This window comes from Endozoicomonas sp. SESOKO2, from assembly GCF_024606245.1.
In the GTDB taxonomy this organism is placed as follows: Bacteria; Pseudomonadota; Gammaproteobacteria; order Pseudomonadales; family Endozoicomonadaceae; genus Endozoicomonas_A.
The window spans coordinates 1-13,519 of sequence record NZ_JAHHPQ010000439.1 but is presented as its reverse complement, the minus strand read 5'-3'; the positions used below and the strand labels follow the sequence as shown (position 1 = coordinate 13,519).

Annotated in this window: 11 protein-coding genes and 1 tRNA gene; 7 read left to right on the top strand and 5 right to left on the bottom strand. The window is 45.4% G+C overall.

The window, feature by feature from the left end; genetic code table 11:
• The coding region (locus tag KDK17_RS09945; protein ID WP_257287985.1) for a type II toxin-antitoxin system RelE/ParE family toxin at positions 1-309 on the top strand (309 nt) is incomplete at its 5' end.
• Positions 306-629, top strand: a complete 324-nt coding sequence (locus tag KDK17_RS09940) for a helix-turn-helix domain-containing protein (protein WP_257274214.1) — start codon at positions 306-308, stop codon at positions 627-629. The genes KDK17_RS09945 and KDK17_RS09940, both read left to right, overlap by 4 nt.
• Positions 630-646: 17 nt before the next feature.
• Here KDK17_RS09940 and KDK17_RS09935 read toward each other — a convergent pair whose 3' ends face one another.
• The 3 genes from KDK17_RS09935 to KDK17_RS09925 all read right to left on the bottom strand — a co-directional run bounded on the left by KDK17_RS09935 (position 647) and on the right by KDK17_RS09925 (position 1,627).
• Positions 647-841 carry a hypothetical protein gene (locus KDK17_RS09935; RefSeq protein WP_257287984.1) on the bottom strand — a complete coding sequence of 65 codons (195 nt, stop codon included), beginning with the start codon at positions 839-841 and terminating at the stop codon, positions 647-649.
• 221 nt (positions 842-1,062) lie between these two features.
• Complete coding sequence (locus KDK17_RS09930; RefSeq protein ID WP_257274212.1) at positions 1,063-1,353, bottom strand: helix-turn-helix domain-containing protein; 291 nt, start codon at positions 1,351-1,353, stop codon at positions 1,063-1,065.
• Positions 1,334-1,627 (bottom strand): type II toxin-antitoxin system RelE/ParE family toxin, encoded by a 294-nt coding sequence (locus tag KDK17_RS09925; RefSeq protein ID WP_257287983.1) that lies wholly within the window; start codon positions 1,625-1,627, stop codon positions 1,334-1,336. The genes KDK17_RS09930 and KDK17_RS09925 overlap by 20 nt, the downstream gene beginning before the upstream one ends.
• A gap of 177 nt (positions 1,628-1,804) precedes the next feature.
• Between KDK17_RS09925 and KDK17_RS09920 the strand changes: the two genes are divergently transcribed.
• The 4 genes from KDK17_RS09920 to KDK17_RS09905 all read left to right on the top strand — a co-directional run bounded on the left by KDK17_RS09920 (position 1,805) and on the right by KDK17_RS09905 (position 7,299).
• A tRNA-Arg gene (locus tag KDK17_RS09920) sits at positions 1,805-1,881 on the top strand.
• Between the two features lie 847 nt (positions 1,882-2,728).
• A complete protein-coding gene (locus KDK17_RS09915; protein WP_257275858.1) occupies positions 2,729-4,222 on the top strand; it encodes an McrB family protein in 1,494 nt (497 codons plus the stop codon).
• Between the two features lie 13 nt (positions 4,223-4,235).
• Positions 4,236-6,563, top strand: coding sequence for a restriction endonuclease-like protein (locus KDK17_RS09910; RefSeq protein WP_257287982.1), 2,328 nt, complete (start codon positions 4,236-4,238; stop codon positions 6,561-6,563).
• Positions 6,564-6,840: 277 nt separating this feature from the next.
• Positions 6,841-7,299 (top strand): very short patch repair endonuclease, encoded by a 459-nt coding sequence (locus KDK17_RS09905; RefSeq protein WP_257287981.1) that lies wholly within the window; start codon positions 6,841-6,843, stop codon positions 7,297-7,299.
• Positions 7,300-7,431: 132 nt separating this feature from the next.
• Here the strand turns inward: KDK17_RS09905 and KDK17_RS09900 are convergent, their stop codons facing one another.
• Positions 7,432-8,319 (bottom strand): hypothetical protein, encoded by an 888-nt coding sequence (locus tag KDK17_RS09900; RefSeq protein ID WP_257275861.1) that lies wholly within the window; start codon positions 8,317-8,319, stop codon positions 7,432-7,434.
• A gap of 158 nt (positions 8,320-8,477) precedes the next feature.
• Positions 8,478-11,489: a hypothetical protein gene (locus KDK17_RS09895; protein WP_257287980.1), complete on the bottom strand. Its 3,012-nt coding sequence runs from the start codon at positions 11,487-11,489 to the stop codon at positions 8,478-8,480.
• A 338-nt stretch (positions 11,490-11,827) separates the two neighbouring features.
• On the opposite strand from KDK17_RS09895, the gene KDK17_RS09890 reads away from it, so the two are divergent.
• On the top strand, positions 11,828-13,402 hold the full coding sequence (locus tag KDK17_RS09890; RefSeq protein WP_257280781.1) for an NTP/NDP exchange transporter: 1,575 nt from the start codon (positions 11,828-11,830) through the stop codon (positions 13,400-13,402).
• Positions 13,403-13,519 lie beyond the last annotated feature (117 nt).

Below are 13,519 nucleotides of genomic sequence, written 5' to 3'. Positions count from 1 at the left end.
GACCTGCTTGAATTCCCGGATTTGGCCAAGCGAGAAGCGGGTTATCAATTAAGCCGGATACAGCATGACCTTGACCCTGAACACTGGAAGGATTTCAAGACAGTGGGAGCAGGTGTCAGGGAAATTATCATCTCGGGAGAAGGTGGTGCTTTTCGAGTGATGTATTTGGCCAAGTTTGAGGAAGCTGTATACGTGCTGCACAGTTTTCAAAAGAAAACCCAACAAACCAGTCAGCACGACAAGCAAGTAGCAGCCCGCCGTTACAAGCAGGTTCCGGCAGAACGTAGCAAAAGGAGGAAGGACGGATGAGTATTAAGAACATCGGACATACGACACCAACAGGTGGCAACGTTTTTGCTGACTTGGGCTTTTCCCCTGAAGAAGCAAAGAAACTGAAAGAGGAAGCTGAGGGTAAAATTAAGGCGGACCTCAAGATTCAACTGATGGCAGAAATTACAAAGACCATCAGAGATCGCCAGCTGAAACAGGAAGAAGCTGCACGACTGTTGAATGTGAACAGACCCAGAGTCTCTGATGTGATGACAGGAAAGGCCAGCAAGTTCACTATTGATGCATTGGTAGACATGCTACAAAAATTAGGTCGTTCGGTAACACTCAAAGTAGCTTGAGACAGTGAGGGAATACATCAATCCTCCGGTATCCCCAAAGCCTTCTTCTGCTCCGACCAGAGCAGGGGAAAGGGCTTCATAAAATCAGCCAGCATCAGGCCACCCAAGCTTCTGCCATCAATGATGGCCTTCTGAATCTCTGGCGAGAGGGTGGTCAGGCGTAAGATCCGGGAGGCATAGCTGACACTGGTAATCCCTTTTTTCTGAGCCAACACTTTCAGGTGTTGTTCTTTTGCTGTTTCCTACGCCTTCCAAATAATAAGACACCCTTATATTTGACTTGTATAGATGTCCAGCTTCTTTATTATATGGATGTCCTTTTTCTTGCTCTAACTGGCAGGCAGCCTGATCGCTTTGACATAAAGTCATGAATGTCAGCAGACTCTGAAATGAGTCTGTCGACATTCGCTGCTATTGCTGACAAGGTATAGTTTCAGGCAGGAGAAAAAGTGATGTTGAGCTTGTGCCCGGTGGCTTCAGCATATTTTTTCAGCATACCCAGGCTGGGTAGTGTTTTGCTGTTGGTGCTTTCAAGTCGGCAGATACTGGTTTTCTGTGTGCCTATTGCCTGGGCAATGTCTTCCTGGGTCATTCCGGCTTCCTGTCGCATTCGAATCAGTTCACGGCGGAGTGAGAAGAACTCTGATTTCTCTTCCATTGCGGCTTGTACGTCTTCGCGCTCAAGTGCTTTCTTACGAAATGCCTTATAACTTAAGTTTGCCATGCTGTACCTCCTTCATTCGTTGATACCCCAGATCTAAGTCTTTTTTAGGTGTTTTTTGAGTTTTTTTCTGGAACACATGCAAAATAACAACGTGATTTCCTTTAACACTGCAAAAAAGACCTCTGCCTATTCCTTCAGATCCATGAGCCCTGAGTTCATAAAGTCCTCGACCCATTAGTTTGGTATGAGGTTCGCCAAGGTTTGGACCGTGAACTTCAACCTGATCAAGTAGGTCAATGACATCAGCCAGTATCCCGGCAGGCAGTTTGTCCATGTCTCTGGCGACGCGATCACTGAAAAAATGGATTTGCCAGGTTGATTTTCTCATAAGGTGAGGTTAGCAATATTGTTAACTTTGTCAAGTTCAATCATTGGAGATGGCTGGGTTTATCAGAAAAACTATTTAGAAGGCTGGCAGCCCACCCACCGCCAGTGAACAAGTGAGTATTACGCGCTCGTAGCTCTGCTGGATAGAGTACCTGGCTGCGGACCAAGCGGTTATAGGTTCGAATCCTACCGAGCGCGCCATTTTCAGAAAGCCCTGCTTTTATAGGGCTTTTTGTCGGTTTGGGGAGTAGTTATTTCTGGCTTCCTGCCTGTTTGATAATAATCCACTGTCTTATAACTGCATGCTTGGAAAATTCTTAAAATAGCTGATTTTTGGCCATTTTTGGGCCGCTTTTTCTCTCTCCTCTCTAAATAACGGACTTCGGCCACTTTGAAGTACGCTACCTGATTTCCTATTTGTAATCAGTGGTTTGCCAGTGGTTTTTATTTTCTGGGACTAGTGTTTGGTTTGCACTTTTTTAGCGATGTGGGTGGGGAGCTGTCAGTGAACTTTTTGATTATTCAGAACGTAGTGGTAAAAAGTACTGCTCCGGGCCCGGTAAAGTATGAGACAGATGTTTGAAATTTCAGGGATCAGGACTTGAGCCCAGCTTTCGAACTCTGGTTCTCCTGATAGCACAGTCGACAGAGGCTAAGGAAACGTTTTCACCCGATTCTGTCAGGGTAAGTGATGCCCTCAGAGAGCTGGTCTGATGCGGATTAGCGCCGGTATTTCAGTTATGGTGGCTACTGAGTGGTGAAAACAATCTTGAATGTTACGGGTTAAACAGAGAATAATAGTCGGCGAAATAAACGCTTCTCCGGCGAATGAGGGAAGCAATGCAGTGATATAATGACGACTATTTTTCCCAAAGACAGAAGACCCTTAATGAATGATTTTTTGACCAGAGCAGAGGAAATTTTGGAGGGAGTTCAATATGTTTTTTAACCTCGTGTGAGTAATCTTGATCAAGCATTAATAAACGTCTATGTTTCAGCTATTTTTTTCTATACTCTTACCTGTTATTGGCCTGACGTCGGTTAACGGATGAAGATAAAGCAAGGTGTTGTTCTCGGTGAAGGGGGCAGATCACTAACAATAGAAAAAATAAACGCAGAAAATATCTATATACGAATGGCGCAAGGCAACCAATTGCGCATCATACCGGTCATCGTTGTTGGGGCGTTGTTAAAAGCGTTGGAAACAGGAAAAATTACGCTCCGGGACATTGATCGAACATATCGTAAAGAACATGATTTATCCCCTTTATTTGATTATCTTCATCTTGATTTTGACAAATATATTCTTGGTTATGACTCAACTATCAAGAGGATATGTGATTACGAGTTGAGTGCGGTTGAACCTGCAGAAGTATCTGAAAATAATCGACTCAACCTCCCCAAACCTTTCCTCCTTCTGGCCGGAATCTCCGGTACCGGTAAATCCCGATTTATCCGAAAGCAGGCAGAGTTCCATGATCCGGATGACCCTGAAGGGAACTTCTGTCTGATCCCGGTAAGGCCTGACTGGCATGAGCCCTCTGATCTGTTAGGTTATGTCTCCCGGGTGGATAAACCGAAATACATTGCCACCAAAGTGCTCGCGTTTATTATCCGTGCCTGGAAGTCGGTTGCGCCTGATGCCTCCGCAGCCGGAGCCGGAACTCTGAATTCTGCTTCACCACCCTATTGGCTCTGTCTGGATGAGATGAATTTGGCACCGGTGGAGCAATATTTTGCGGATTACCTATCGGTATTGGAAACCCGGGGTTTTAACGAGGCCGGAGAATATTGTTGTGAACCGTTGCTGGACTTGCAGGCACTGAATCAATCCGGTGACCTGAAGCTTCAGGCGGATTTAGGGCTGACAGAAGATCCGCTGTGGGATTACTTTCAACAGCACGGCATCGGCATACCACCCAATCTGTTGGTGGCCGGTACCGTTAATATGGATGAAACCACACATGGTTTTTCCCGAAAGGTGATTGACCGGGCGCTGACTTTGGATTATGGCGAGTTTTATCCTAATGATTATGGTCAGTTCTTTGAGGGACAACCGGAGAATAAAGTATTTCACTGGTCAGTGTTGACCTCGGCCAGGCGGGAGCAGCTGACAGGTACCTTCGACACTGATGGAAAGCGTACGGTAGCCTTTCTTGACCGGGTGAATCAGGTGCTTAAACGAACCCCGTTTGAACTGGCCTATCGTGCCCTGAACGAGTTGTTGCTCTATGTGGCGTGTTTGCAACCCGGGGATGAGCAAACGCTACAGGCAGTTTGGGATGATTTCATGATGACCAAGGTCCTGCCCCGCATTGATGGTGATGAGGATAAGCTGCGAGTGGTGATCGGTGAGGATGCGGTTAACCTGTTGGATAAACTGACCGACGAGCTCAAAGAATTATTGCCCGATATTTGGGATGGGCAGCGTCCGGACCTGTTCCGTGATGTGAAAAAAGGCATCCCGTGTCGCTCCCGCAAAAAACTGGAGTGGATGAAAGCGCGGCTTGAGAGCCATACCTTTACCAGCTATTGGCCCTGAGTGAGTTGAGATTATGCCGGAACTGGCCGTTATTGAAACCGGGCATTTTGATTGCGTCATTTGGTCAAAAGATATTCGTTCCAGTCAGCGGCGGCTGGAACGAACGCTGACGGAACGTGGCAATGCTGTGCCAACTTCTGAGGTGCGGTTTTCTCCCCCGTTATTGTTAAAACATACTACAGAGCCGGTGTTTGAATTATGCCTTGGTGAAGCGGTCTTCTTTGAAAACAAATATTACGAGATTGAGTTTCTGTTTCACCAGCCACCGGAAGAGGGAGATCCGCTGCCGTCGGTGCAACATAAGCTAAAGGTTATTGAAGAGTCTTTTCATTTCAGTCGCCGTAGCTGCTCTTTACGGGGAAGTATCAATGCGGGCAATCATGTCGGTACTTTTCAGTTTAAACTGGCCTATTCCTACCAGGGGCGGCTCATCGAACAGTCAATTGCTTTCGATATTTTGCCGGTGAAGATGGATATGCAGTCGGACTTCAGGGCAATGAACGAGGCTGTTGATGCTGTATTTCCACTGTGGCGTTTCTCATTGGCAGAAAGCACCCGTCATTCATTAAGCGCCGTTAAAAAGCCGCACTCCCAATTCCTGTTGTTGTGGTTTGCACGATTTGAATCCCTTCATAAGGAGTTGTTGGCCGGGCTGAAGCATGTGGTGAATGCACCCCATAGTCGGTTGATGGAGCATAAGCACACCGTTCCGATGAGCCGTTTGAGGGGCAGGCTATCCAGACAGCAGGAAGAGCGACTGGCGCTGGAAAAGGCCAATAAAAATTATGAGAAGTCTTTTACGCTGAGCAAAAAGCAACTCAACGTGGATACGCCGGAAAACCGTTTTATTAAAGCGGTGATTGGTCATGGCATTACCAGACTTACCCGGGTTCAACAGCTGGCGTGTCTGGCGGAATCGGGTAAAGTGCGTTTTTCCGCCAGCTTTATGAAAGAGCTGGAAAGTTGGCAGAAGGCTTTGCGGCATTTTCAGAAACAGCCATTTTTCAGGGACGTTGGGGAATACCGGGGGCTGAAGCGGGAGTCGTTGGTATTACAGCAAAAGCCTGGTTACGCGAAAGTTTATAAAATCTGGCAACAGCTTAAATGGTATCTCGAGCTTCTGGATGGGGCCGATCAACTCTCCTTGCGCAACGTGGCAGAGATGTACGAAGTCTGGTGTTTTCTGGAGATACGCAGGATTATTGTGGACCTGGGCTTTGAGGAGGTTCCGTGTGGACGGATACCTCTGTTAGGCACTGGGATCCGTGTTTCGTTGAAGGATGGGATGGCCGGAGCTTTTCATTTCAGACGGTCTGACGGGGTGAAAATCCGTTTGGCTCATGAACCGATATTCAGAAAGAAAGACGACCAGATCAGAACCTGGTTGGTGACTCAAAAACCGGATATTTTGCTCGAGGCTACCTTTCCTGACGGGGCCGGGATTATCTGGTTATTTGATGCCAAGTATCAGATTGAGACACCGGCGGATGATCAGGGAACCCGCTCAGGCCCCGACCGGGTGCCCGACGATGCCATCAATCAAATGCACCGTTATCGGGATGCCCTGATTCATCGCAGTAAGTTTGATGACAGAGGGTTTGTGAAAACCCGTCCGGTGTTTGGTGCCTATGTGTTGTATCCGGGCTATTTCAATCAGCTTTGTGAACACAACCCATACAGTGTCGCGATTAATGAAGTGGGTATCGGTGCTTTTAGTTTGTTACCTCAGGTTGATAACAAGGGGAGTCATTGGTTATCTGTTTTTTTGCAACAAAAACTGGGGGTTCCTGAGACAAAATATCCGTATGCGAACAGTGAACGGTATTTTGTGGAGGATGCTGCACGAATTCCGGGTAAAGGTTATTCCATCGCTCATTATCAGGGACTGACTATTCTGGCAAGCCAGTTAGGGCCTGACCGGAATCAGGAGTATATCAACCAGTTTGAAAACGGCGATGCCCGGTTTTATCACACAAAGCTCATCGCCTTTGAGCGGCAGAAAGTCCAGCAACATATCGCTACCGAAGCTCGTTACCTTGCAGTAGCTCTGGATGTCGATGATGGTGTTCAGCGACGGGTGGACTATATTTATCCGATCCTCAAAGCGGAGCGGGTGCAGAGGGGGAACCTCACGGAAGAGCAGACAGGTACTCCGGTTTTTGCCAATCCGGATGAGTGGTTCTGGCTATTTAGCCTGGGGTCTGCCTTGCGTTTGAAAATACCATTGTGGCAACAGCGTAAGGTGCATTTTGAGTTAAAGCTGGTCTCCCGGGATGACCTGACAGCGGGTTATGGATGGGATGAGCTGCCTGAACTTTATTCATCGTTAGTGAACGAGTAAGGGGTAGGTGTTTGTTTTGTGGCAGGTCACAGTGATCTTACCGTTATTAGGTTGACTCGGCTAACGACACTTGTCGGTTAAGAGATATGAGTTGATGAAAACTGCAGATGAGGGCATTCAGTTACATTTTCATGTAGACCATGGGGTGTTTAATGCGATTCACTGTTGCTATGCATGCCTTCTTGACGTCATGAAACATTACGTTGCTCGTACAAAGTTGATGAGCCTTACTCATGAACTCCCTGAGCTATAGCATTGGTTTGTTTCTGGTATCAGCATGACAGATGTTCATACGCCTGTCATACGCAGTAAAAATATGCGGGCAATCAGAAACAGGAATACTAAGCCAGAGATTTTGGTTCGGAAGCTGTTACACTCCAGAGGCTTCCGCTTCAGGTTAAATGTAAAAACTCTGCCAGCAAAGCCCGATATTGTTTTTCCGAAATACCGAGCCGTTATTCTGGTTAATGGCTGCTTCTGGCATGGACACGATTGTCCAGTGTTTAGGTGGCCCAAGACGAGAACGGAATTCTGGAAGGAAAAAATTACGGGGAATCAGCAGCGAGATAAAAGAAACCTCATGAATCTTCAAGCCGCTGGCTGGAGGGTGCTGACTTTATGGGAGTGCGCTCTGGGGGGGCGATACAAATTGCCTTTGGATATTATTGCCGACCTGATTGAAAACTGGTTGCTGGTTGGGGGCGAGACTTCTGTTGAGATACAGGGGGGTTGTTAGCTTGGGCTGAAAAGCTTTTCTAAACCCTTCAAACTACAAATTTTTGACCGTTTTGAGTTTGAAGTGACGGGTTGGGTTGCTGGAGGGGTTCGAGGCTATTTCGCCAGCCGGGGTACAGTGAAAGCAGTAAAGTCACTCAGATTTAAGTCGTGAGTACCGCTTTCTAAAACAGTTTGTTACATACCTGACCTGCCGCACTTTAAAACGGTAAAGCATTGCATGTAGATGAAGGCAAAGAGTCCCCCCATCCCTGAATTGATGAATACCAGATCTGGCAATAAAATAAATGTTTCCACCTGCTGAGACGTAGATTCCGTATTTTACTTCGCTGTAATCTTCCGTTTGAAAATAAATAAAATGATAGGTATTCATTTCCAGTCGAAGATTGCTGTTAATCCAATGACGAATTTGTTGACCAAGTTCAGTTATTTCTTCAGGAATAAGTTCATGATGCGAATCATTAAGCGGTTGATCACTAAAAGTTGTAGCGTACAGAAACTCCAGAGTTTCTATATCACCTTGCACGGTTTCCCTGTCTTGGATGGCAAATACAAAATTTGGGTCTATTTCAGTACTTTGAGTATCTGTTATCAACACAGCTCCCATGGCATTGAGATAGCCTGCCATTGGGCTTGGATCGTACTGTTTGTTCAACAGCACGGTAAATGAAGGGGTTTCAGGCGAGCCAATGTTTGGGTTTGGCATTAATGCCTGATAAAACCCATTACTGAGATGAGAGGCTAATTCAATATCGGGAGTGATACTGGTGGGATTTTGCAAACTCAGTGTTGTTATATCAACCGATTTTTCCGGACCAAGTGCTTCAACCTTCTTGCAGTCACATTTCTGCTCTGGTATTTCACAGTGGTTACATGTGTGATTAGCTGACACCTTTGTGGAAAGAATAAGCAGGTAAGCAACGAATAAAATTTGCCGAACAAAGTATTCCCGGTAGTGTTCCATTGGTTGCTCTTTTGATTTATTAAAGGGACAATTATAGCCAGTCTGGCTAACTTTCAAGTTTGAAAAGCTGGCTGCAAAGAAACTGACGCCCCGTGGTGATGCTGTTTTTTACGTCATTAGTCGTGTGTATCCGGATGGGTTGGTCAGCACCCAATCATACCGGGGCTGTGGAGCTGAAACTGTTCAACACTCCATACAGAAGATTCGCCATGCTCTCAACTCTCACCTTCCTCAGGCATTGACCAAGCCTGTTCCATTATTTTTGCCTTAATCATGCCGTCAGAGTAGATATCGCTATCAACAGGAGCTTTACTTTTTAATTGCTCACTGACTTTGTTGAGAATATTTTCGCTCAGATCATTCAGATCATCACGATAGGAAGCTGTCAGGGTGATCAATGCTTTTTTCAGATGGATATCATTTCCAGATAAATCTGGAGCGTATAAAATGACTCTGACCAGTCCTGAAGCTATCAGGTCAGTGGCTTTCTCTGTTTCGTCATCAGCTATTAAAAAACGGGCTTCTGAAAAACAATGAATGACAGACGTAATTATTTGTACCAGCTGGGTACGGGCATCCAGCTCTGGTTTGCCCAGGTAGAATTTTTGACGTCGAAAGGACTGTGTTAACTCTTCGTTGGCATAATCTGCTGCCATCTGCTCATGCTGGCTATGGGATGCCGCAACATTCAGCATTGCCTTGCGAGAATGGGCATAAATTCTTTTTCTGAGAGGGTCTGTTGTTCCGAACTCAAAAATATTGGCCAAAAAGTTGACGATTGAGCGGGAAACCAGATCTGCGTAGTGGAAATAAGCTTTCAGTGAGGCCTGCACTACAAAGCCTGTGATTCCAAGCATGTATTCGCCATAAACCGCCCAAGAATCCAGGACATCCTGAGCATATTCTGTATCCTCCTGATCACATTCAATACCCCAGTTGTTTAATATGTCCAGATAACTTGCCTTAATAGTTTTGTCGGCATAGTCTGAATCCAGCTCGGCAAGGTGAAGTAAAACCTGTTTTGCATAAAGAGGCATCAGGTTTTTTTGTCGTAGCTGGTTAAGAGCACTGCCCAATCGCGCATTTGCCAGGGCAGAGATGACCGTACTGCTGGTTTTAAATTCCGGATGATAATATCTGAGGACATAAGCGGAGTAAGCAACGACTCTGGCTGAGTCTGTGTAGTTTTTCTCCTGATTAGTCAAAAGGGTGCTCGCCAGTAACCAGCATTTTACCAGCATGGCCTCCATCGTCATCTTATAGGAGCGACTGGTTTGAGCTTCAATGCTGAGTTTCCGGTGTACAACATTCACCTTGGCGGCGAGTTCGTTCTGAATCTCTTGGTCTTCCGGATCAAGAATGCCGGTTGTGCTGCCTATCCAGTTTTTAACCACAGTTTGCAGATGCACAATTGCAGGCTCACCCACCGAACGAAGTCCGAATTCAATCATCGATAGCAGGAAGTAATAACTGGCCACTTGCCAGAAAGGTTCAGTTTTTTCCACTCGATAAAGTCCACTGGCTTTTGGTGTAAGTTTCTTAATTGTGAGAGGCTTGATCAGAGCGGTTATCAATGAATACCCGAGAGCCGCACCATGTATTGTTGCTGTCGCCACAGTCTCTCTGTCAGGCAAATAGTGGTAATAGAATGGAGAATCTTCTTCGGGTCTATTTATCTCTTCGGGGGGGCAGCCTTCTGCGGGGCAACTATCCGTCTGGTTATTGGTTATCTTTGAATGGGAGGCAACAGATTTTACGTCATCCAAAGACGCCTTGGCCCAACTCTCAGCAAGCTTCTTGTACCCTTCAAAGTCAAAACAATGAGGGTCAAGAATTTCAACCTGTTTGTAGATCTCATTAACTTCAGATGCAGATTTAAGGGGCTGATAAGCCAACAAAAGGCTTCTCATGAGTGTGTCCCCGGCATTGACTTCAACGATCTCCCGATAATTCTGCACCAGGGCACCGGCTAAAATACGGGATTTTTCGGAGGGAGTTCTGTAGGCATCTGCAAAGTGGATAATCAGTATTTCCAGCGCCCTCTGGCTATTTGACCGGGCAAAGTTGGGTTGCTCAGCCAGGATCATCCCTGCTTTTTTTTGCAAAGTGCTGAAATACTGGTTGGTATACTCAGAGATACCGGATGTTCTGTTGACCGAAGACCCGGTATTAATAGCACCCCAGTTTTCAAGGGAGCGCCTTGACTGGGAAGCGAAGCGTTCCATATTTTCTTTTGTAGTTGACAGTCCGACTATTTTGGAAAAGTGTTTAGCGATCGCTATAACAGCGGGATGTTGTTTATCAACAAAATAAAGGAAAGTTCCGGGCACAGAAACACCTAAAATAAAAATACTGTTTCTGATTTGATCTTTCGAAACATTTTTGAGCAGTGACTTAATAAACCCTGTTTCACCGGTGTTAGAATTAGAGGCAAGAACTTTCAGCTCATCTATCGCCTCGTTCTCATATTGGTGACAATCAACATTACTCACTTTCCACTGATTCAGGATGTTGCAATATCTAAGACCCATAATGGCCGACTGTTTCATCAGCGGATCCATAGCTTTCAGGTAGTATGTGATTCGAGATCTGAAACCTGAGTGCTTACGCCAGTCAATGGCCCGGCTGAAGCTGTCGTAAACACTGTCGAAAACGTCAAGGGCTTTAGTCTCCGGATGAAGGTAAACCATAGATTGGGCATTAAATGCCATCAATGCTGCGGCCGTATCTTCATCGCCTCTCGCCATAGCCAGGCTTGCGGAGGAAGACACAGTGTCAATAATGTCGAGTAGCCGGAAATAGGTTTTTCTGGCCTTTTGCGCATGAAAACTCAATATTGAAAAAGTTGATAGCGAGCGATAAAGCAAATCTGTTTGCAGTTCATCAGTCTTCTTGGTTACATGACTATCAGATAGTGCTTTATAACTGATACTTTCCAGACGGGCACTGATATTATCAGTGAGGTGTTGGCTCATGGCTCTTTGCACATTATTTTTGTGAATGTCCAGTAGCTTACCCAGAAAATCAGATTTATAAGACTTTAGATAGTGCTCAAGAGAACTGACAGCTACCTCTGAGCCCAGGGGGATTAGTCCCCAGGCGACGCCTGTCTTAAGATAATCTGTTATGTAAAACTGATGTTCGTCATCATCCTGCTTCTCTGCCCCAAAAGCAGATTGACCAGATAGTAGCAACGTGATGATCAAGTTCACCGTCATTTTCTTCATTAGTCACCTGAAAGATTGTAAAACCGGTTTTAGATATTGGTTGTTGAGCTTCACCGTAATTCGACCGCTCCAAGACCTGTAGAGAGTGTCGTGTAAGTTAGGATTCCCATACTTTTCGACCCCGAGAGTCCCAGCGCGACAGCTCATATATGTGTCTTCGAAAAGGATCAGGAATAAAATCCCACGGAGATCATGAGAACGAGCTTTCGCCTCGATTGAGCCTGAGTTCATTTCGATTTTGCTAATGAATATAGTAGAAAAAAGTTGTCGTATTTAACCTTTTCGTCTAGATAAAGTGAGTTTGTTTCAGAATTTATCAGTCACAGGGCGATAATCAGATGTCAGACAATACCGAATTCAGTAAATGGAGAGGCAGGCTTTGGCCTGTCTATGTCTTTGAGCTTAAAAAGCTTATTCCGATGATTCTGATGTTCTACCTGATACTCTTTAATTACACCATATTGCGAGACACGAAAGACACTCTGGTTGTTACTGGTGCCGGCTCGGGGGCAGAGATAATCCCTTTTTTGAAGTTATGGGTGAATGTACCTTTTGCGATAATATTCACGATTACATATGCAAAACTCAGTAATGTATTTAAAAGGAGTTCTTTATTTTATTTAGTTGTATCAAGTTTTCTGTCGTTTTTTTGTTTTTTTGCACTGGTTCTTTATCCAGCCCGTGAAGTGCTACACCCAACAGAGTTTGCAGATTACTTGCAGAGTATTTTACCGAGTGGGTTTATGGGGCTTATTGCAGTTATGCGCAATTGGACGTTTTCTCTTTTCTACGTCATGTCTGAGCTTTGGGGTAGTGTCTGTCTGTCTTTGCTGTTCTGGGGCTTCGCCAATCATATTAACCGCATCTCAGAATCTAAACGCTTTTATGCGCTTTTCGGCATGATGGGGAATTTGGCATTACCTACTGCCGGATTGTTTGTCTACTACGCTTCACAAGCTCGTGGAAATCTTGCGGAGGGTATTGACCCCTGGCAGCACTCCCTGAATTTAATGACGGGTGTACTTACTATTGGTGGCATTTTGATTATGGTGATTTATTGGTGGATCAATCGCTATGTACTGACAGATTCAAGGCTTTATCAGCCTGATGATATAGTAGCTTCCAGTAAGGAAAAATTATCGTTATCCCTGAAAGAGAGTTTTCTGCATATTATCCATTCTAAATACCTGTTCTGTATTGCTCTTTTGGTCATCAGTTATGGTGTCTGTATCAACATGGTTGAAGTTACCTGGAAACACCAGCTGCGCATGCAATATCCAAACCCTAATGAGTACAACCAGTTCATGGGGTTATTTTCCACCTGTACAGGCATTGTGACTATTCTCATGATGTTGTTTTTTACCAATAATGTTATCCGTCGATTTGGCTGGACAGTGGCTGCCCTGTGCACCCCGGTGGTTTTATTGATTACCGGATCTTTGTTTTTTTGTTTTGTTTTATTCAGGGATGTCGTACCCGATATTTTATTTCTGACACTGGGTATTACCCCATTGATGCTCACTGTCATATTGGGGGGGATACAAAACATCATGAGTAAATCGACCAAGTACTCTTTGTTCGACCCCACTAAGGAAATGAGCTACATCCCGCTTGATCCTGAAGAAAAAGTGAAAGGTAAGGCGGCAGTTGACGTTATTGGTAACCCGACCGGCAAATCGACAGGTTCGATCATACAGCAAGTATTAATAATTTCCCTGGGCTCACTGGTGGCTATCGCTCCCTACGTAGCCGTTATCGTACTGCTGTTTTTTGCTATCTGGATTGGGGCAGCACGATCATTGGGACGCCAATTTAATGCCCTCTCCAGTGCACAGAAAAAGTCGTCTAAAGCAGATCATGCAGCTGACCAAAACTCACAGACGAGCTCTGTGCAGCAAGTTGGGTCAGGTTGATTCATGAGGCATTTTTCAGAGTGCCTGAACGTCTGATCAATCATATCGAAGGAAAAATTGAATTTGGTTGGTCGGTGCCTGGGTGTCGGACTTTGTTATTAAGCAAGCTGACAGTCA